Origin of the sequence: Rahnella selenatireducens, from assembly GCF_046449555.1 — a bacterium.
In the GTDB taxonomy this organism is placed as follows: Bacteria; Pseudomonadota; Gammaproteobacteria; order Enterobacterales; family Enterobacteriaceae; genus Rahnella; species Rahnella selenatireducens.
Genome location: NZ_JBKEZJ010000003.1, coordinates 1 through 19,406 on the forward strand (window position 1 = coordinate 1; position 19,406 = coordinate 19,406).

The 19,406-nt window shown below is 52.9% G+C and carries 17 protein-coding genes, 6 tRNA genes and 1 other RNA gene; 10 read left to right on the top strand and 14 right to left on the bottom strand.

What is annotated here, in order from left to right; all coding sequences use genetic code 11:
- Positions 1-42 precede the first annotated feature (42 nt).
- The 5 genes from crr to cysZ form a co-directional block, all read right to left on the bottom strand.
- Positions 43-552, bottom strand: coding sequence for a PTS glucose transporter subunit IIA (crr, locus tag ACLBVC_RS05790; protein WP_152324516.1), 510 nt, complete (start codon positions 550-552; stop codon positions 43-45).
- A gap of 47 nt (positions 553-599) precedes the next feature.
- The gene (gene ptsI, locus ACLBVC_RS05795) at positions 600-2,327 is read right to left on the bottom strand and encodes a phosphoenolpyruvate-protein phosphotransferase PtsI (RefSeq protein ID WP_195816211.1); all 1,728 of its coding nucleotides are present in this window, start codon (positions 2,325-2,327) and stop codon (positions 600-602) included.
- 49 nt (positions 2,328-2,376) lie between these two features.
- Positions 2,377-2,634 (bottom strand): phosphocarrier protein Hpr, encoded by a 258-nt coding sequence (ptsH, locus tag ACLBVC_RS05800; RefSeq protein WP_013574433.1) that lies wholly within the window; start codon positions 2,632-2,634, stop codon positions 2,377-2,379.
- A 401-nt stretch (positions 2,635-3,035) separates the two neighbouring features.
- Positions 3,036-4,001: a cysteine synthase A gene (gene cysK, locus ACLBVC_RS05805; RefSeq protein WP_410148849.1), complete on the bottom strand. Its 966-nt coding sequence runs from the start codon at positions 3,999-4,001 to the stop codon at positions 3,036-3,038.
- Positions 4,002-4,234: 233 nt separating this feature from the next.
- Complete coding sequence (gene cysZ, locus ACLBVC_RS05810) at positions 4,235-5,020, bottom strand: sulfate transporter CysZ (protein ID WP_410148850.1); 786 nt, start codon at positions 5,018-5,020, stop codon at positions 4,235-4,237.
- 223 nt (positions 5,021-5,243) lie between these two features.
- On the opposite strand from cysZ, the gene zipA reads away from it, so the two are divergent.
- The 3 genes from zipA (at position 5,244) to ACLBVC_RS05825 (ending at position 8,558) form a co-directional block, all read left to right on the top strand.
- Complete coding sequence (gene zipA, locus ACLBVC_RS05815) at positions 5,244-6,221, top strand: cell division protein ZipA (protein ID WP_410148851.1); 978 nt, start codon at positions 5,244-5,246, stop codon at positions 6,219-6,221.
- 71 nt (positions 6,222-6,292) lie between these two features.
- Complete coding sequence (gene ligA / locus ACLBVC_RS05820; RefSeq protein WP_410148852.1) at positions 6,293-8,314, top strand: NAD-dependent DNA ligase LigA; 2,022 nt, start codon at positions 6,293-6,295, stop codon at positions 8,312-8,314.
- Between the two features lies 1 nt (position 8,315).
- Positions 8,316-8,558 (top strand): DUF3820 family protein, encoded by a 243-nt coding sequence (locus ACLBVC_RS05825; RefSeq protein WP_410148853.1) that lies wholly within the window; start codon positions 8,316-8,318, stop codon positions 8,556-8,558.
- A gap of 54 nt (positions 8,559-8,612) precedes the next feature.
- Here the strand turns inward: ACLBVC_RS05825 and ACLBVC_RS05830 are convergent, their stop codons facing one another.
- The gene (locus ACLBVC_RS05830; RefSeq protein ID WP_410148854.1) at positions 8,613-9,602 is read right to left on the bottom strand and encodes a bile acid:sodium symporter family protein; all 990 of its coding nucleotides are present in this window, start codon (positions 9,600-9,602) and stop codon (positions 8,613-8,615) included.
- Positions 9,603-9,700: 98 nt separating this feature from the next.
- Between ACLBVC_RS05830 and ACLBVC_RS05835 the strand changes: the two genes are divergently transcribed.
- On the top strand, positions 9,701-10,627 hold the full coding sequence (locus ACLBVC_RS05835) for a LysR family transcriptional regulator (protein WP_410148855.1): 927 nt from the start codon (positions 9,701-9,703) through the stop codon (positions 10,625-10,627).
- 32 nt (positions 10,628-10,659) lie between these two features.
- Here ACLBVC_RS05835 and ACLBVC_RS05840 read toward each other — a convergent pair whose 3' ends face one another.
- Positions 10,660-10,998: a FlxA-like family protein gene (locus ACLBVC_RS05840; protein WP_410148856.1), complete on the bottom strand. Its 339-nt coding sequence runs from the start codon at positions 10,996-10,998 to the stop codon at positions 10,660-10,662.
- A 116-nt stretch (positions 10,999-11,114) separates the two neighbouring features.
- On the bottom strand, positions 11,115-11,663 hold the full coding sequence (locus ACLBVC_RS05845) for a nucleotidyltransferase family protein (protein WP_410148857.1): 549 nt from the start codon (positions 11,661-11,663) through the stop codon (positions 11,115-11,117).
- 256 nt (positions 11,664-11,919) lie between these two features.
- Here ACLBVC_RS05845 and eat point away from each other — a divergent pair, with 256 nt between their 5' ends.
- Genes eat through eutC form a run of 3 tightly spaced genes read left to right on the top strand, consistent with a single transcriptional unit; the run spans position 11,920 to position 15,554 of the window.
- On the top strand, positions 11,920-13,329 hold the full coding sequence (eat, locus tag ACLBVC_RS05850) for an ethanolamine permease (protein WP_410148858.1): 1,410 nt from the start codon (positions 11,920-11,922) through the stop codon (positions 13,327-13,329).
- 21 nt (positions 13,330-13,350) lie between these two features.
- Positions 13,351-14,733: an ethanolamine ammonia-lyase subunit EutB gene (locus ACLBVC_RS05855; RefSeq protein WP_410148859.1), complete on the top strand. Its 1,383-nt coding sequence runs from the start codon at positions 13,351-13,353 to the stop codon at positions 14,731-14,733.
- A gap of 11 nt (positions 14,734-14,744) precedes the next feature.
- On the top strand, positions 14,745-15,554 hold the full coding sequence (gene eutC / locus ACLBVC_RS05860) for an ethanolamine ammonia-lyase subunit EutC (RefSeq protein WP_410148860.1): 810 nt from the start codon (positions 14,745-14,747) through the stop codon (positions 15,552-15,554).
- 83 nt (positions 15,555-15,637) lie between these two features.
- Here eutC and ACLBVC_RS05865 read toward each other — a convergent pair.
- From ACLBVC_RS05865 to ACLBVC_RS05885, 5 genes are all read right to left on the bottom strand, one after another.
- Positions 15,638-15,763, bottom strand: a non-coding RNA gene (locus ACLBVC_RS05865) — RtT sRNA.
- A 44-nt stretch (positions 15,764-15,807) separates the two neighbouring features.
- Positions 15,808-15,883 (bottom strand) — tRNA-Lys (locus ACLBVC_RS05870).
- A gap of 7 nt (positions 15,884-15,890) precedes the next feature.
- Positions 15,891-15,966, bottom strand: a tRNA-Val gene (locus ACLBVC_RS05875).
- A 43-nt stretch (positions 15,967-16,009) separates the two neighbouring features.
- A tRNA-Val gene (locus tag ACLBVC_RS05880) sits at positions 16,010-16,085 on the bottom strand.
- Between the two features lie 46 nt (positions 16,086-16,131).
- Positions 16,132-16,207: transfer RNA gene (locus ACLBVC_RS05885), tRNA-Val, on the bottom strand.
- A 263-nt stretch (positions 16,208-16,470) separates the two neighbouring features.
- Between ACLBVC_RS05885 and gltX the strand changes: the two genes are divergently transcribed.
- Positions 16,471-17,889, top strand: a complete 1,419-nt coding sequence (gltX, locus tag ACLBVC_RS05890) for a glutamate--tRNA ligase (RefSeq protein ID WP_410148861.1) — start codon at positions 16,471-16,473, stop codon at positions 17,887-17,889.
- A 97-nt stretch (positions 17,890-17,986) separates the two neighbouring features.
- Here gltX and ACLBVC_RS05895 read toward each other — a convergent pair whose 3' ends face one another.
- Positions 17,987-18,778, bottom strand: a complete 792-nt coding sequence (locus ACLBVC_RS05895) for a formate/nitrite transporter family protein (protein WP_410148862.1) — start codon at positions 18,776-18,778, stop codon at positions 17,987-17,989.
- Between the two features lie 353 nt (positions 18,779-19,131).
- Between ACLBVC_RS05895 and ACLBVC_RS05900 the strand changes: the two genes are divergently transcribed.
- A tRNA-Ala gene (locus tag ACLBVC_RS05900) sits at positions 19,132-19,207 on the top strand.
- Positions 19,208-19,280: 73 nt separating this feature from the next.
- Positions 19,281-19,356: transfer RNA gene (locus ACLBVC_RS05905), tRNA-Ala, on the top strand.
- The last annotated feature ends 50 nt before the right edge of the window (positions 19,357-19,406 follow it).

Sequence of the window (19,406 nt, forward strand, 5' to 3'; positions counted from 1 at the left end):
GCACAAGGCGCCGTTTTTTAACTTCTTATTTCTTCGGGCTGATTACTTCTTGATGCGGATGATTGGGGTTTCGCCCACAGTCACGCTACCGGTCAGTTTAATCAGCTCTTTGATCTCGTCCATGTTAGAGATAACAACCGGAGTCAGGGTAGACTTCGCTTTCTCTTCCAGAAGGGCCAGATCAAATTCGATTACCAAATCGCCTTTCTTAACACGCTGACCTTCTTCGGCGATACGTTTGAAGCCTTCGCCTTTCAGTTCAACGGTGTCGATACCGAAGTGAACAAACAGTTCGATGCCACTGTCGGATTCGATTGAGAAAGCATGGTTAGTTTCGAAGATTTTACCGATAGTCCCGTCAACCGGAGCAACCATTTTGTTGCCCGCTGGTTTGATAGCAATACCGTCGCCTACGATTTTCTCAGCGAAAACAACGTCAGGCACGTCTTCAATGTTGACAATTTCACCAGACAGCGGCGCCACGATTTCAATGATGCCAACGTCTTTTTTATCATCCGAAACCAATGATTTCAGTTTATCGAACAAACCCATGATCTTCTCCTAAGCATTAATTTGGGCAGCTTTACAGCATCGCGCAATTAGCAGAGTGTTTTTTCTTCAATGAACTTGTTAACCAGGTTCATCAACTCTTGCGCCGTAGGTTGGGCCAGGGCCTGATCTGCCAGCGCTTTCACATCTTCGAAGTTTGTATTGCGAATAATTTTCTTGATGCGTGGGATAGAGATAGCACTCATGCTGAACTCATCTAACCCCATGCCCAATAGAAGAAGTGTAGCACGTTCGTCACCGGCTAGCTCGCCACACATCCCTGTCCATTTACCGGCAGCATGAGATGCGTCAATAACTTGTTTAATTAAACCAAGTACAGACGGAGACATTGGGTTGTACAGATGAGAAATCAGCTCATTACCGCGATCCACCGCCAAAGTATACTGGGTAAGATCGTTTGTACCAATACTGAAGAAATCGACTTCTTTCGCCAGATGATGAGCAATCACAGCAGCCGCTGGAGTCTCAACCATCACGCCGACTTCGATCGTTTCATCGAATGCCTGGCCTTTTTCACGCAGCTCAACTTTCAGCATTTCGAGTTCTGCTTTCAGTTCACGCACTTCTTCAACAGAAATGATCATCGGGAACATGATGCGCAGTTTGCCGAACGCAGAAGCACGCAGAATACCTTTCAGTTGGTCGTGAAGAATTTCTTTACGGTCCAGACAGATACGGATTGCACGCCAGCCCAGGAATGGGTTTTCTTCTTTTGGCAGGTTCATGTACGGCAGGTCTTTATCACCGCCGATGTCCATGGTACGTACGATAACTGCCTGTGAACCCATCGCTTCAGCAACGGCTTTATATGCCTGGAATTGCTCTTCTTCGGTAGGCAGGCTGTCACGGTCCATGAACAGGAATTCTGTACGATACAGGCCGACACCTTCAGCGCCATTGCGCTCTGCACCGGCGACGTCGCGCACGGTACCGATGTTGGCACAAACTTCCACCTGATGGCCGTCCAGCGTAATCGCCGGCAGGTCTTTCAGTTTGGTCAGTTCGTCTTTTTCAGAGATGTACTGGTTCTGAACCGCTTTCAGCTCATCAATAACGTCTGCCGTCGGGTTGACATAGATTTTATTGTTTACAGCGTCGAGGATCAGATAATCATCATTTTTGACTTGTTTGGTCACATCACTGGTGCCGACGATGGCAGGTAGTTCCAGTGAACGTGCCATGATTGAGGTGTGAGAAGTACGACCACCCAAATCAGTAATGAAGCCCAGAACCTTGTTCAGGTTCAGCTGTGCGGTTTCTGATGGCGTCAGATCGGTCGCAACCAGAATAACTTCGTCCTGGATTGAACTCAGATCAACGATAGCCATGTCCAAAATGTTGCGCAGCAGACGTTTACCGATATCACGTACGTCAGCCGCACGTTCTTTCAGGTATTCATCGTCCAGCTCTTCCAGGGCTTTCGCCTGGCCTTCAATCACAGAGAAAGCAGCCGCATCCGCAGAAGCGTGCTCGTCTTTGATGAGGGCTATGATTTCCTGTTCAAGCTCTTCGTCTTCCAACAACATGATGTGGCCTTCGAAGATGGCTTCTTTCTCTTCACCGAAGGTCTCACCGGCTTTGGTCTTGATCACTTCCAACTGGGCTGATGCTTTCGCACGGCCAGCAAGGAAACGTTCAACTTCCTGATCAACCTGATCAGGAGAGATTTTTTTCCGGTTGATGACTATTTCATCTTCTTTCAACAGAAGTGCTTTGCCGAAAGCGATACCGGGAGATACTAAAATGCCTGAAATCATAACCCTACCTTTCTCTTGACTGGTTTAAACTATATAAGAGCGGCTGTTGTTACTCGAGCTCTGCCATCAGTTTTACCAAGTGTTCAACGGCTTTTTGCTCGTCTTCACCTTCAGCTGAGAGGGTCACAACGGTACCTTGGGTCAGGCCCAGAGTTTGCAGTTTGAACAGGCTTTTAGCACTGGCGCTTTTACCGTTTGAAGTCACGGTGATGTCAGAAGCAAAACCTTTGGCTTCTTTCACGAACTGTGCAGCAGGGCGAGTGTGCAGACCATTAGGAGCGGTAATAGTAACTTCTTGCTGGAACATTGTTGTTTCCCCAACTTATTAAAGTAATGTTGTGGGACTAAAGTTTAGCTTATAGGCTTCACTTTAGCCTGTAGAGATTAGCGCCTGACTATGGTTCAGGGGCAGGTTCAGATGCAACAGAAAAGAGAAAATAGCGCACTCAGCGATAAAACACTTTGCCCTAGATCCAAGCTTTCCTGTTATTCCGCCATTATGCCGTTTTTTTCCCTCATGTAACAAATCGGTAAATCGATTCAGCGGGCGGCGTTATGGAAGCGATTAATTTCACGCAGCGAAATAATTGTCCGGTTAAATACTAAACCTGGCGCGTAAAATCAATGATGGAGTGGTATAAACTTTGACGTAGCCCACAAAAAAGCACCCCGAAAGGTGCTTTTTTAATCGCTTTTAAGGATGTGGCATTATTGTTGCAATTCTTTTTCCGTAAACAAATCTGCAAACAATGCGGTGCTCAGGTAGCGCTCGCCGGAAGATGGCAGGATAACGACGATAGTTTTATCAGCAAACTCCGGTTCTTTTGACAATTTCACTGCGGCTTCTACAGCTGCACCGGAAGAAATCCCCGCCAGGATGCCTTCTTCATCCATCAGGCGGCGTGCCATCTGAATAGATTCGTCATTAGTGATCAGCGTGACGCGATCCAGCAGTTCCAGATCCAGGTTGCCCGGAATAAAACCGGCACCAATACCCTGAATTTTGTGCGGACCTGGTTTCACTTCTTCGCCATTCAGCGTTTGAGTAATTACCGGAGAATCGGTTGGCTCAACGGCTACCAGCGTGACACTGCTTTTTTTGCTTTTCAGATAACGACCTGTACCTGTGATAGTATCGCCGGTGCCGACGCCTGCAATCAGCACGTCAACCGCGCCATCGGTATCTTCCCAGATTTCCGGGCCGGTGGTTTGTTCGTGGATCGCCGGGTTGGCCGGGTTGCTGAACTGCTGAAGGATGAGGTAACGATCCGGATCGCTGGCCTGAATTTCTTCGGCTTTCGCAATCGCGCCTTTCATGCCCTTCGCGCCTTCAGTCAGAACCAGGTTTGCACCCAGTGCTTTCAGCAGCTTACGGCGTTCAACGCTCATGGTTTCCGGCATAGTCAGCGTGAGTTTGTAACCGCGCGCGGCTGCAACGTACGCCAGTGCAATCCCGGTGTTCCCGCTGGTCGGTTCTACCAGTTCGATATCTTTGTTCAGAATGCCGCGTTTTTCGGCATCCCAAATCATATTTGCGCCGATACGGCATTTGACGCTGAAGCTCGGGTTACGCGACTCGACCTTAGCCAGGATGCGACCATTACCGATGCGGTTCAGGCGAACCAGTGGCGTGTGGCCAATTGTTAATGAATTGTCTTCATAGATCTTGCTCATAACCCGTCCTTTAACTGTATGAAATATTCACGGTGTGAAGCTTTCAACACTATGAAATTAGTGGGAATCAGAAAAGCATACGCGAACGGCTTTCCGAGTGAAGTAAGGTTTTGGTATTTGCTATACCGATCCGTTATTAAGAAATAAGTTTGGGATAAAAAAGTCAAGCATAGCAAACAGCCGCACGGAGGCGGCTGTTGAGGAAAAAAAGGGTCGGGATGCGGATTGCGCCGCTATGTTCGCGTGGTATTAACATCGATATTATTTTTTACATACACCGCGCGGTAACGGTCGCACCACATGGCGGTGGCTCCGCAAACGGCGACGGGCAGGATCACCAGATTCAACACCGGGATCATCGTGAACAGGCTGACCAGCGAGCCAAACTGCATGTTGTCGATTTTGTTGCTGCCGAGCGAGCGGCGCATATCGGCAAAGCTGACTTTGTGGTTGTCGAACGGGTAGTCGCAATACTGAATCACGACCATCCACGCGCTGAAGAAGAACCACAGCACCGGCGCGATAGTCTGGCCAATCACTGGAATGAAATACAATGCAAACAACAGCACCGCGCGGGGCAGGTAATACGCCAGTTTCTGCCATTCGCGTTTCATAATGCGCGGCAGATCTTTCATGATGTCCCAGATACCGCTGTCAGGCAGCGGTTTTCCGGTCAGGCGTGCCTCGAGCTGTTCCGCGAGTAATCCACTGAATGGCGCGGCTATCCAGTTAGCAATCGTGCTGAAAAAATAGCTGAACACCAGCAGCACGGAAAGCACGACGATCGGCCAGACCAGATAATCCAGCCAGCTGAGCCAGGCCGGGACTTTGCTCATCATTGCCGGGATCCACTCTCCCAGTTTGGTAAACAGCCACCAGAACGCGCCGCCCATCAGGACAACGTTCACGGCCAGCGGTAAAATCACAAAACGTCGTATCCCGGGTAAGGAAATGAGCGTCCAGCCCTGTTTGAAATAATGCACGCCGTTTTCTTGTCTGGCGCTTTGCGATGAAGTCATAAACGAAATTTTCTCTCTGAGTTGAATGACATGGGCTATCATATCGGTATGATTTTCCACTGGCTAGCAGTGGATTGGCTGAAAAAACAGCAAAAAAAGGTGCAACTACCCTATTTATTAGCAGAAAGTAGAGTCGAGACTTGCACTTATCTACGTGGGCAAATAGAGTTAATATTGTGAATGTTTGCCGTGGTGGCAATGAATTAGAACAACAGAGATAGCAATGATGCAGGATTTGCGTCTGATATTAATCGTTGTTGGCGCGATCGCCATAATAGCGTTGTTGTTACACGGTTTGTGGACCAGCCGTAAAGAACGCTCTTCGCTTTTTCGTGATCGCCCAGCTAAACGTGTGAAAAAAGAACGGGAGCAATCTCCGTCTGATGATTTTGTCGATGGAGTGGGGGAAGTGCGCGTGCGTTCTGCTTATCCTCAGGATGAACCGGCTTTCGGTCAGTATGACGAAGAACCGGAACAGACTGCACCGCCACGTCAGCCGCAGGTTACGCCTGAGCAGCCAGCGCCTGTTGCCCGTCCTCAACCAACCGTTCGTCCGCAACAGCATGCTGTGCAGGAAGATCCGTTGCTCAGTGGTTATTCCGCCGCTGAACCTGAGGCCCTGCGTCACGAACCTGTCGCTGATTTTGCCCCTGAGGTAAAACCGCACGCGCCGGTTCCACCGCAGGAAATTCATGCCGAGGCCGCACCGGCTGCGAGAGCTGAACCTCAGCCTGCGCCTTTTGCACCTGCTGAAGAAGCGCCGGCAGAGAAAGCTAAACTGAAAGAGACTGTTCTGGTTCTGCACGTTGCAGCGCATCAGGGCGGCGTGATTGGCGGTGAAGTGTTGCTTAACAGCGTGCTTCAGTCCGGCTTCCAGTTTGGCGCGATGAATATTTTCCATCGTCACGTCAGCCCTGCTGGCAGCGGTCCGGTATTGTTCAGTCTGGCCAATATGGTCAAACCGGGGTCGTTTGATCCTGACAATATGTCCGACTTCTCCACCCCTGGCGTTACGTTGTTCATGATGGTGCCTTGCTACGGCGATGCGCATCAGAACTTCAAATTGCTGCTGCAGTCAGCCCAGCGTATTGCCGATGATGTCGGTGCGATGGTGCTTGATGATGAGCGTCGTATGATTACGCCGCAGAAGCTGGAAACTTACAAAGCGCGGATCCGTGAGGTCCTCGAGGCGACCGCCTGATTCTGGCGTTCGTGAAACACCCATTCCCCTAACCCCCGCTTGCCGGGGGTTTTTTATCTCCACGGTGAGTCATGGCCACTATCGAACAACAGATCAATCATTTACGCACTCAGCTGCGTCATCACGAATATCAGTATCACGTTCTGGATGCCCCGGAAGTGCCGGATGCCGAATATGACCGGTTAATGCGCGAACTGCGCGAGCTGGAAACCGCGCATCCTGAACTGATTACCGCTGACTCACCGACTCAGCGCGTGGGTGCCGCGCCGCTATCGGCTTTTGAGCAGGTGAAACACCGTGTGCCGATGCTGTCGCTGGACAACGTTTTCGATGAAGAAAGCTATCTGGCGTTTTATAAACGCGTTCAGGACCGGCTGAAAACCACTGAACCGCTGACATTCTGCTGTGAGCTGAAGCTCGACGGTCTGGCGGTCAGTTTGCTGTATGAAAATGGCGAACTGGTGCAGGCGGCAACGCGCGGTGACGGCACAACCGGCGAGAACATCACGGCCAATGTGCGCACCATCCGCGCCATTCCGCTGCGTCTGCACGGTGACAATATTCCTGAGCGCCTGGAAGTGCGTGGCGAAGTCTTTATGCCGCAGCCGGGCTTTGAAGCGATGAATGAAGAAGCACGACGCACCGGCGGGAAAGTGTTCGCTAACCCGCGTAATGCGGCGGCAGGTTCTTTGCGCCAGCTCGATCCGCGCATCACTGCCAAACGACCGCTGACTTTCTTCTGCTACGGCGTGGGGCTGCTGGAAGGCGGTGGACTGCCACGCAGTCATTATGATCGTCTGCAACAGCTTAAAGCCTGGGGATTGCCGGTCAGCGATCGCGTCCGTGTGTGTACCGGCAGCGACGACGTGTTGGCGTTTTACCGTCAGGTTGAAGCCGATCGCCCGTCGCTCGGTTTTGATATCGACGGCGTGGTAGTCAAAATTGATTCTCTGGATATTCAGGAAACGCTGGGCTTTGTGGCGCGCGCACCGCGATGGGCAACGGCGTTTAAATTCCCGGCGCAGGAACAGATTACGCTGGTGAAAGACGTCGAGTTTCAGGTCGGACGCACCGGCGCGATTACACCGGTTGCCCGTCTGGAGCCAGTGCTGGTGGCGGGCGTAATGGTCAGCAATGCGACACTGCATAATGCAGATGAAATTGAGCGCCTTGGCCTGCGTATCGGCGATACTGTGATCGTCCGCCGCGCCGGGGATGTTATTCCGCAGGTGGTGGGCGTCGTGCTGGATGAACGTCCGGAGGATGCCCGTGAAGTGGTTTTCCCGACGCATTGTCCGGTCTGTCATTCAGACGTTGAGCGTGTCGAAGGCGAAGCCGTTGCCCGTTGTACCGCTGGCCTGATTTGTGGTGCGCAACGCAAAGAGGCTCTCAAGCATTTCGTCTCCCGCCGCGCGCTGGACGTTGACGGTATGGGCGACAAAATTATCGATCAGCTGGTGGAAAAAGAGTACGTCAAAAATCCGGCTGATCTGTTCCGTCTGACCGCCGGCAAGCTCACCGGGCTGGATCGCATGGGGCCGAAATCAGCCCAAAATGTGGTGAATGCGCTGGAAAAAGCCAAAGAAACCACGCTGGCGCGGTTCCTGTATGCGCTGGGCATCCGTGAAGTGGGCGAAGCCACGGCAGCCAATCTTGCAGCGCATTACGGCTCAGTCGACGCACTGAAAGCCGCGGATATTGAATCGCTGAAAACCGTGCCGGACGTCGGTGATGTTGTGGCGAAACACGTCGTGAATTTCCTGTCCGAAGAACATAACCAGCAGGTGATCGACGAATTGCTGAGCCCGGAAATTAACATTCACTGGCCGGACGTTCAGGTCATTGTGCCTGAAGAAATCGACAGTCCGTTCGCCGGTAAAACCGTGGTGCTGACCGGGTCGTTGTCTGTTTTGTCGCGCGATGAAGCGAAAGATCGTCTGACTACGCTGGGGGCAAAAGTGTCCGGCAGCGTGTCAAAGAAAACTGATCTGGTGATCGCCGGTGAAGCGGCGGGATCAAAACTGGCGAAAGCGCAGGAACTGGGCATCGAAGTCATCGACGAAGCGGAGATGATCCGCCTGCTGGGCGACTAAAATGGAAAAAGAAGATCTGATTAAAATCGCCAATACGGTGATGCCTTTTGGCAAATATGCCGGAAGGGTGCTAATTGATTTGCCTGAGGAATATCTGCTGTGGTTCGCCCGCAAAGATGAATTTCCGGAGGGGAAACTCGGCGAACTGATGCAGCTGACGCTGGCGATTAAAAGCGAAGGGCTGCAAAGCCTGATTAATCCGTTGCGCCGCAACGGACCGGGGTTGGGCGGCACGGACGATTAACAACACTTCATCCTGATAATAAAGGCGCTGATTTCAGCGCGTTTATTTTTGACATTACTCGGTCACCTGCATCTGTCTGAGCGCCACTTCTTTTTGTTTTTTCTGATAGCGTTTCGCCAGCACCGCACAGGTCATCAGCTGTACCTGATGAAAAATCATCAGCGGCAGAACCATCATCCCAATCGCACTCACCGGGAAGAGGATATTGGCCATCGGAATGCCGTTCGCCAGACTCTTTTTCGATCCGCAGAACACAATGGTAATTTCATCCGGTTTACTGAATCCCAGCCAGCGCGCGGCGTAGGTATTGATCACCAGAATGAAGGCCAGCAGCACCAGACTGAACGCCACGATAAACAGCAGGGAACCGATGCCCACCTGATGCCAGATCCCCTGCGTGACGGCTTCACTGAACGCTGAATACACCACCAGGAGGATCGACGTCTGGTCGGTTTTGCCGATCATCTTGCGGTGACGTTCCACAAAACCGCCAATCAGCGGACGCAGCAAATGCCCGGCGATAAACGGCACCAGCAGTTGCAGTACAATATGCCCGACCTGCTCCAGCCCGTTGCTCGTTTCCCCTTGAACATGCATCAGCAAACTGACCAGCAGCGGCGAAACAAAAATGCCCAGCAGGCTGGACGCTGAGGCGCTGCACACCGCCGCCGCGACGTTTCCTCCCGCCAGAGAAGTGAATGCGATAGCTGACTGAACGGTCGCTGGCAAAATACACAGATACACAAACCCGCTGTAAATCTGCGGGCTGACGTCAACCGGATGCCACCACTGGAACAGCAGGCCGAGGATCGGGAACAGAATAAACGTACTGAACATCACCCATAAATGTAGCCGCCAATTATTGCTGCCCTGAAAAATAGCTTCGCGCGACAGTTTGGCGCCATGCATAAAGAACAACAAGCCGATGGCGAAAATGGTCAGGTTGTTGAAAAAGGCAACAAACATCCCGCTGGCAGGAAAGAATGTGGCGAGTAAAACAGTGGCGATTAGCGTTAAGGTGAAACGATCGGGTAAGAAGCGCATGCGGATTCTCTGAGAAGTCGTAATGGAATTCCGCTATTTTGAGCGTTTGCGATACAATTAAAAAATTGATTTATTTAATCCATTGATGTGGAAAATTCATGAATTACTCTCTCAGGCAGCTTCGGGTTTTTGTTGCGGTAGCACGCTATGGCAGCTTCAGCCGGGCAGGGGAAGCGATCGGTCTTTCACAGTCAGCCGTCAGTCACAGTTTGAAAGAGCTGGAAGCCGAAATGGGTGTCCGCTTGCTGGACCGCACAACGCGCGAAGTTGTGCTGACCAGCGCGGGGCTGAGTTTGTCAAAGCGGGTGGAGCCGTTGCTCGACGAACTGCACGCGATGCTGCTCGATACCCGGAGTTTCGGAACACAGCACAATGGCCGCGTCAGAATCGCCTCCAGCCAGACCATTTCCGCGCAACTGATGCCACAATGTATCGCCAGCGGTCAGAAGCAATACCCGGATATTCGGATATTACTGCGTGATCAGGCGCAGCAGCTGGTGCTGAGCAGCGTGAGAAATGCAGAAGTGGATTTCGGTATTGTGATCGATCCCGGTGAGAGTACGGATCTCGACTGTGAACCGATCTTGCATGAGCCTTTTTTGCTGCTCTGCCGCGAGGATCATCCTTTTGCTGCGCAAACCGCTGTCAGCTGGCCGTCGCTCAACGGCTGCAAACTGGTGTTGCAGGATTACGCGTCAGGTAGCCGCATACTCATCGACGGCGCACTGAAAGCGCAGAAAGTGAAAGCAGAAATCGCGCAGGAAATTGGTCATCCGGCCACGTTATTCCCGATGGTTGAAGCAGGGATCGGGATCAGCGTGTTGCCCGCACTGGCGCTTCCGATGCCGGAAGGCAGCCGTCTGGCCATAAAACCGCTGGTGCCTGAAATTAACCGGGTGCTGATGCTGGTAAAACGTAAGAACCGGTCGCTCTCGCCGGCGGCACAGGCCATCTGGCAGGTCGTAAAAGAGCAGGCGGATTTACTGAGGGAAAAACGCAACCAGCAGGGCGTTTTCGGTTTCTGACGCCTTGCTGGCTGTTTGGATATTTACTTCGATCAGACGTAGATATCGATGGCGTTCGTGTCGGACGGTTTGTTCACGCCTTCTTTCTTCGTTTCAGCGGCGGCTTGTTGCTGTTGTTGCTGCTGAAGTGCTTTCTGAGCTTGCTGTTGTTCGATTTGCGCAATTTGCTGTTGCAGCAATTCGATCTGTTGTTGCAGAAGTTCCTGTTGTTGCTGAACGTCTTCAGAGCTGCCGCCGGAGCTGCTCAGGTTTTTGACCTGTTCAGTTAGCTTCGCAATCTGTTTGGTTAACTGAGCAATCTGGCTTGAGCTGCCGGAGTCACTGGTGGACGCCGGGCTCACCGAACTGCTGGTGGCGCTGATAGTAGTCATAATGCCTCACTGTGTTGTTATAACGGTGTTTTCATCAAATTTTGCACGTAAGAGTGCTTAACAGGTATCGGCAGCCATCAGCCCGGCTTTATTGAGTTTTCATATTCCTTACAATGTTAACGTATTTCTTGCACTTTCAGCTCAGGCCACAATGTCAGCCAGCCTTTGTCATTTACGCGTTGCGCAAAAACAGCCGGAATGCCGTGGCGCGGATTCGGCGTGATACTAAAGGCAAACAGCCCCTCCAGCCCTAAAGGCGCGTTCAGTACAATCAGTCCGTCAGCATTCATCCTCGCGCCAATCGCCGTTTCTACTTCCACCCAATGGCTCATCGCTTCTGCGCTGGAAGAATAGGGCGCGTGCCCGTGGCGCTCATGCATGCGCGCCTGATTTTTCACCGACCAGGGTAATTCGGGCGAACCTTTTATCAGACGTTGTTCGTAACGTTCGTCGGCCTGTGCGCTGCAATCTTCGCGACTGAAATACACCACGTCGATGTCATTGAGCGGCGTGGCCTGCGCGTAGCCATGCAGCCGGTCCCAGACCAGATTGCGGACGAACCCCGCCGCCAGCCATGCATCATTGAGTTCCAGCTCCCTGACCTGCAACAGCGCTTTCAGGTGCAGCGGCTCCTCGGCCAGCCAGGTTATAATTTGTTGTTCCATTTCCGTCACGCGAAACCTCCCGTTTTGATGAGCTCAAATTGTAGCGTCTGTGGATGACATTTTCCCACGCACCGTTTCGGGCAATGCATTTTCCGTCTTCGCGCCAAAATGAAGCAAAAATGCGAGAGGGTGGGCTACAGGCCGCGCCGGTTCTGGATTTCTTAAGTGGTACAGCCTTTGCAATATCCCCTGCGGGCAAGACAGCTGAAATACTCTTTGAACAATAATTGCATTATCACCGGGCAGGGGATCACATATGCAAACCACGAAAGTCACACCTGTTTTAAAGCGTACGCTGGGCAGTTTTAAACTTTGGGGCATTGCCGTCGGGCTGGTTATTTCCGGCGAATATTTTGGCTGGAGTTACGGCTGGGCGCAGGCGGGCACGCTGGGATTTCTTATCACCGCACTGGTGATTGCCGCCATGTATTGTGCATTTATTTTTAGCTTCACCGAGCTCACCACGTCGATTCCGCATGCGGGCGGGCCTTTCGCTTACGCTTACCGCGCGTTTGGTCCGACGGGTGGATTTGTTGCCGGATTTGCCACGCTGGTGGAATTTGTTTTTGCGCCACCCGCGATTGCCATGGCGATTGGTGCCTATCTCAACGTGCAGTTTCCGGCAATTGAGCCGAAATGGGTGGCGGTTGGCGCGTACATCGTCTTTATGGTGCTCAATATTTTGGGCGTCAGCATTGCGGCAACGTTTGAATTGCTGGTGACGCTGCTGGCGATATTTGAATTGCTGGTCTTTATGGGCGTCGTTGCGCCGGGCTTTGAGATGGCGAACTTCGTACACGGCGGCTGGGCGGGCAGCGATACCTTCAGCCCGGCAGCATTCTCCGGCATTTTCGCCGCCATTCCTTTCGCCATCTGGTTCTTCCTGGCAATTGAAGGCGCATCGATGGCCGCAGAAGAAGCCAAAGATCCGCAGCGCACCATTCCGAAAGCGTTTATCGGTGGGATCCTGACCCTGACCGTTCTCGCGCTGGGCGTCATGCTGTTTGCCGGTGGCGTGGGCGACTGGACCAAGCTTTCGAACATCAACGACCCGTTACCGCAGGCGATGAAACTGATTGTCGGCAGCAACAGCGGCTGGTTGCACATGCTGGTGTGGCTGGGGCTGTTCGGCCTGATCGCGTCATTCCACGGCATCATCATGGGGTATTCACGGCAGATTTTTGCGCTGGCGCGGGCGGGTTATCTGCCTAAACGGCTGTCGAGTGTGAATGCGCGTTTCCAGACGCCGCATCTGGGCATTATTGCCGGTGGCGTGGTTGGGATTGCGGCGATTTTCTCTGATTCACTGATTGTGATTGGCGGGCAACCGCTGACGGCGAATATCGTGACAATGTCGGTGTTTGGCGCGATTGTGATGTACATCATTTCGATGGCCGCATTGTTCAAACTGCGTCGCAGCGAACCGAACCTGATCCGTCCGTTCCGTGCGCCACTCTATCCTTTTGCGCCGGCACTGGCGCTGGTTCTGGCAGTAGTCTGTCTTATCGCTATGATCTACTACAACACCTTACTGTTTATGATCTTCGCCGCCATGATGTTGCTGGCTTACGCCTGGTTCCGCCTGACCCATCAGGCTCGCGCCGATGCCGCTGAAGATCTGCAATTACGCGGGCTACAGCCGGTTCCGGCCAAAAATGGCAAATAATCCGGCCTGCTAAGGAGTGCTATGTTTCAGACGACATTGAGCCACCGCCGCTATCAGTTTGCGGATTTACGCGAACTGATGGCAAAAGCGTCCCCGGCGCGGTCGGGGGATTATCTGGCTGAAGTGGCAGCCACCAGCGCGGAAGAGCGTATGGCGGCAAAAATGGCGCTGGCGGAGGTTCCGCTCAAGACGTTCCTGCAACAACTGCTGGTGCCCTATGAAGAGGATGAAGTCACCCGGCTGATTGTTGATACACATGACGTCGCGGCGTTTGCCGCGATTTCCCATCTGACTGTGGGTGATTTCCGTGACTGGCTGCTCAGTGAAAAAACTGACAGCTTCACGCTGGCCGCCGTGGCAAAGGGCATTACGCCGGAAATGGCGGCGGCGGTCAGCAAGCTGATGCGTAATCAGGATCTGATTCTGGTCGCCAAAAAATGCCGGGTGATTACCCGGTTCCGCAACACGATCGGGCTGCCGGGGCACATGAGCGTGCGCCTGCAACCTAATCATCCTACCGATAATTTGCAGGGCATTGCGGCCAGCATGCTCGACGGTTTGCTTTACGGTTCCGGCGATGCGGTGATTGGCATTAATCCCGCCAGTGACAGTTTGCCGTTGCTGGAAAATCTCAATTATATGCTCGATGACATCATTTCGCGGTTCGAGATCCCGACGCAATCATGCGTACTGACGCACGTCACCAATACTATCAAGCTGGTCGAGCGCGGTGCGCCGGTCGATCTGGTCTTTCAGTCGATTGCGGGAACGGAAGCGGCGAACACCGGTTTTGGCATTAATCTGGCGCTGCTGGCTGAAGCGCAACAGGCGGCGCTCAGTCTGAAACGCGGGACGCTGGGTGACAACGTCATGTATTTCGAAACGGGGCAGGGCAGTTGTCTGTCGGCAAATGCGCATTTTGGTGTCGATCAGCAAACCTGCGAAGCGCGCGCGTACGCCATTGCCCGGCATTTTTCGCCGTTACTGATTAATACGGTGGTCGGCTTTATCGGGCCGGAATATCTGTATGACGGTAAGCAAATTATCCGCGCCGGGCTGGAAGACCATTTTTGCGGAAAACTGCTGGGCGTGCCGCTCGGCTGCGACGTGTGTTACACCAACCACGCCGAAGCCGATCAGGACGATATGGATACGCTGCTGACGCTGCTGGGCACCGCCGGGCTGACTTTCCTGATTGGTGTGCCGGGCGCGGATGACATCATGCTCAATTATCAGAGCACCTCTTTCCACGACGCGCTGTACATCCGCGAACTGCTGGGGCTGAAACATGCGCCGGAATTTGCCGTCTGGCTGGAGAAAATGAAAATTATTGATCCGCAGGGCGCGTTGCAGGACACCCGCGCATCGCATCCGTTACTGCGCCAGTTACCGCAATTAATCTGAGGCCCGTTGTGATGAGCAAAGAAAAAGGGCAAGAACTTTCGCCGCTGGTGCATAGCAACCCGTGGGAAACGCTGCGGCAATTTACCGCGGCGCGTATCGCACTGGGGCGCACGGGCTCAAGTTTGCCCACCGATGAACTGCTGCGCTTTGGTCTAGCGCATGCGCAGGCGCGTGACGCTGTACATCAGCCTTTTGACAGTCAGCAGCTGGAACCCGAACTCGAAGCACTGGGGCTGCAAACGCTGACCGTCGCCAGCGCCGCGCCTGATCGGGCAACGTATCTGTGCCGGCCAGATCTGGGGCGTAAACTTTCGGAAAGCAGCCGTCTGGCATTGAATGAAAAGGCGGATGAACCGGCCGATATTGTGCTGGTCGTCGCCGACGGTTTGTCGTCCAAGGCCGTGCATCGTCAGGCTGTTCCGCTCATCGCAGCACTGTTGCCGTATTTACAGACGCTTGGGCTGAAACTCGGGCCCGTGGTGCTGGCGCATCAGTCGCGTGTGGCATTAGGCGATGACATTGCGCAGGTGATGAAAGCCAGAGCGGTAGCGATTCTGATTGGAGAACGTCCGGGGTTATCCTCACCGGACAGCCTGGGGATTTATATGACCTGGGGGCCGCACACCAAAAGGCTGGAATCAGAACGCAATTGCATTTCAAACGTGCGTCCGGAAGGGCTGGACTACCCGCAGGCGGCATTTAAACTTGCGTGGCTGCTCGAACAATCATTCCACCGCCAGCTGTCCGGGGTGAATCTGAAAGACGAAAGCGATAATCCCGCACTACACAATAAAGTCGTGCCGATGTTCAAACTGGAATAGCGGAGGGGAGGATATAACTTCCGGATGGCAGAAACGAAAAAAGCGCCTAAAGGCGCTTTTCTCTACGTCCCGTCTGTAAAGAGCGGTGGGCCGTGCTGGATTGATTCGGCCTTCGGCCTCACCCTGCGGGCAACGCTGGCGCGTTGTCGTCTCGCTTCGCTCGGCTCGAACCAGCAGCTGGTTCGCCTCCATCACGGTTTAACTTCCGGATAACAGAAACGAAAAAAGCGCTTAAAGGCGCTTTTCTCTGAATTGGTGGGCCGTGCTGGATTCGAACCAGCGACCAATTGATTAAAAGTCAACTGCTCTACCAACTGAGCTAACGGCCCGCAGAAGTGGTGGGCGATGACGGGCTCGAACCGCCGACCCCCTCCGTGTAAAGGAGATGCTCTACCAACTGAGCTAATCGCCCACTTCTGGGTACTTCCCCATGTAAGAAGAAACTTGCTGAGAAATGGTGGGCGATGACGGGCTCGAACCGCCGACCCCCTCCGTGTAAAGGAGATGCTCTACCAACTGAGCTAATCGCCCATTTCTCAATTCTTCCTACTTATCACAACGCGGCACTCTTAAAGAGTGGTGGGCGATGACGGGCTCGAACCGCCGACCCCCTCCGTGTAAAGGAGATGCTCTACCAACTGAGCTAATCGCCCCCGTCGTGATGGAGTCGCATTATAGGGATACTTGAAATAACGTCAACGCTTTTTAAAAACAAAAATGATCGTTCGGTTTATTTTTAGTCAACCTGACGCGTTTCTCGCCCGCGTAGTCGATTCTTTACGCATTCATGGCCTTAAACAAGGTCACTGCCCCTGTATCAGCGTTGAGGAATCAGGGCAGAGTGGTAGAATGTCAGCCACTTTTTGTTAATTGATAGCGACGTTATTCAGCGTTGCGTTATTAAGGTTGCACCCAGATGAAAATCAAAACCCGTTTTGCCCCAAGCCCGACCGGCTACCTGCACGTCGGTGGCGCCCGTACCGCGCTCTATTCCTGGCTCTTTGCCCGCAACCTTGGCGGTGAGTTTGTGCTGCGTATCGAAGACACCGATCTCGAACGTTCCACTCAGGAAGCGATCGACGCGATTATGGATGGCATGAACTGGCTGAATCTGGACTGGGATGAAGGCCCGTATTTCCAGACCAAACGCTTTGACCGTTATAACGCGGTGATTGATGAAATGCTGGAAAATGGCACGGCGTATAAATGCTATTGCTCTAAAGAGCGTCTGGAAGCGCTGCGCGAACATCAGATGGCCAATAACGAGAAGCCGCGTTATGACGGTCGTTGCCGCGACAGCCACGAACATCACGCCGCTGATGAGCCTTGCGTGGTGCGTTTCCGTAACCCGCAGGAAGGTTCTGTTATTTTCGACGACCAGATCCGCGGCCCGATCGAATTCAGCAACGACGAGCTTGATGATCTGATCATCCGCCGTACCGACGGTTCTCCGACTTACAACTTCTGCGTTGTGGTGGATGACTGGGATATGGAAATTACCCACGTGATCCGTGGCGAAGACCATATCAATAACACCCCGCGTCAGATCAACATCCTGAAAGCGCTAGGCGCACCGGTACCGGTTTACGCGCACGTTTCCATGATTCTGGGCGACGACGGCAAAAAACTGTCCAAACGTCATGGCGCGGTCGGCGTTATGCAATATCGCGATGATGGCTATCTGCCGGAAGCGCTGCTGAACTATCTGGTGCGTCTGGGCTGGTCCCATGGCGATCAGGAAATCTTCAGCCGTGACGAAATGAAAGCACTGTTCTCTCTGGAAAACGTCAGCAAATCTGCCAGTGCGTTTAACACTGAGAAACTGCAATGGCTGAACCATCACTACATCAATACGATGGATCCGCAATACGTCGCGACGCACCTGCTGTGGCACGTTGAGCAGGCTGGTATTGAAACCCGTAACGGTCCGCAGCTGTTCGAAATCGTGACCTTGCTGGGCGAGCGTTGCAAAACACTGAAAGAAATGGCGGAGTCCTGCCGTTACTTCTACGAAGATTTCGCAGAATTCGATGCCGATGCGGCGAAGAAACACCTGCGTCCTGTGGCTCGTCAGCCGCTGGAAGTGGTTCGCGCGAAACTGGCTGCGATTACTGACTGGACGGCTGAAAACATTCACCATGCGATTCAGGGCACGGCGGATGAACTGGAAGTCGGGATGGGTAAAGTCGGCATGCCACTGCGCGTTGCTGTCACCGGTGCCGGTCAGTCTCCGGGCGTTGACGTAACGGTTCACGCTATCGGTCAGAGCCGTGTGCTGGCGCGTATCGACATGGCGTTAGCCTTTATCGCTGAGCGTGAAACCCAGCAGCAGTAAGTTTTCTTTCGATTCATTCTCAAGAGTGATGAAGTAAAAAAAAGCCAGCGCGGGAAACCGGCTGGCTTTTTTAATGTGTAGTAAACGTCAGAGCGAATTAACGTTGTTCAGTCGCAGGTGCTGCAACGGTAGGGCGGTAGGCCAGGAAATACATCAGACCCACGAAGCCCGCGCCGCCGACCGCGTTGCCGAGGAATACGGCTGCGAAGTTCGGGAAGTACTGTGACCAGCTTAGCGCACCGGCAAAAATTGCCGCAGGCACGATGAACATGTTTGCAACGACGTGCTGGAAGCCGATCGCCACGAACGCCATCACCGGGAACCACATCCCGATCACTTTACCGCCGACTTCTTTACTGGCGAAGGCCAGCCAGATCGCCAGGCACACTAGCCAGTTGCAGCCGATACCGGAAATGAAGGTGTGCATAAAGTCTGCATTCACTTTTGCGGTGGCGGTGGCGACGGTTTTGCTCAGGAACGCGCCTTCGGTCAGACCGAGAACGTGACCGAAGAAATAGGCCACGGCCAGGCTGCCAAGCAGGTTAGCGAGGGTGACCCAGAACCAGTTGCGCAGAACGGCGTAGAGGCTGATCTGACGTGCAAACCAGGCGATCGGTAAGGTCATCATGTTACCGGTCAGCAGTTCTCCCCCTGCTAAGACGGTCAGGATGATACCCACCGGGAATACGGCGGCGCCCAGCAAGTTACTGAATGAACCCCAGGATGCAGGTAACGTCCCTATTACGTGCAGATCCAGCAGGAAACCGGTGGCGATGAATGCGCCAGCCAGGAAGCCCAAAATTAACAAATTCAACACGGAAGCATGGCTTTTATTAACGCCTGCCGTGACAGCGATGGTTGCGATTTCTTTAGGTGAATACAAGGACATGAGATAGCTCGAATGGTGTAAGTTATGATTATTGCGCGAGCAGTCTATTCTGAGATTTATCCCAAAACAAGACGATTTTCATAGTCTGCTAACATTCCATTAATCATTCGGACATAGATGTTAAGAAAATGCTTATGCAGATCAAAAAGCTAGTTGGAATGCGGGCTGACGGGCAAATTGTAAAACAATGCATCCTGCGGGAAATTTCCGTGAGGACAGGGCTTTTTTCCCTGTGAAATGCGAGATTTGGCGGCTTTTTCAGCGCTTGATTCCAGAAACGGATTTAGCCGTTGACAGGCCAGACTGCGTTTCATATTATGCGCCCCGTTCACCCGTTTTTACGGGCATGAATTGGGGGTATAGCTCAGCTGGGAGAGCGCTTGCATGGCATGCAAGAGGTCAGCGGTTCGATCCCGCTTATCTCCACCAACTTTCTTACCAGAGTCAGTTGGTTTGTTCCTCAAAAGGGAACACAAGAAGTACAATGTGGACGACCTCGTGTGGGGGTATAGCTCAGCTGGGAGAGCGCTTGCATGGCATGCAAGAGGTCAGCGGTTCGATCCCGCTTATCTCCACCAAATATTAAAGAAACCCGCTTCGGCGGGTTTTTTGCTTTCTGTTCTATCCC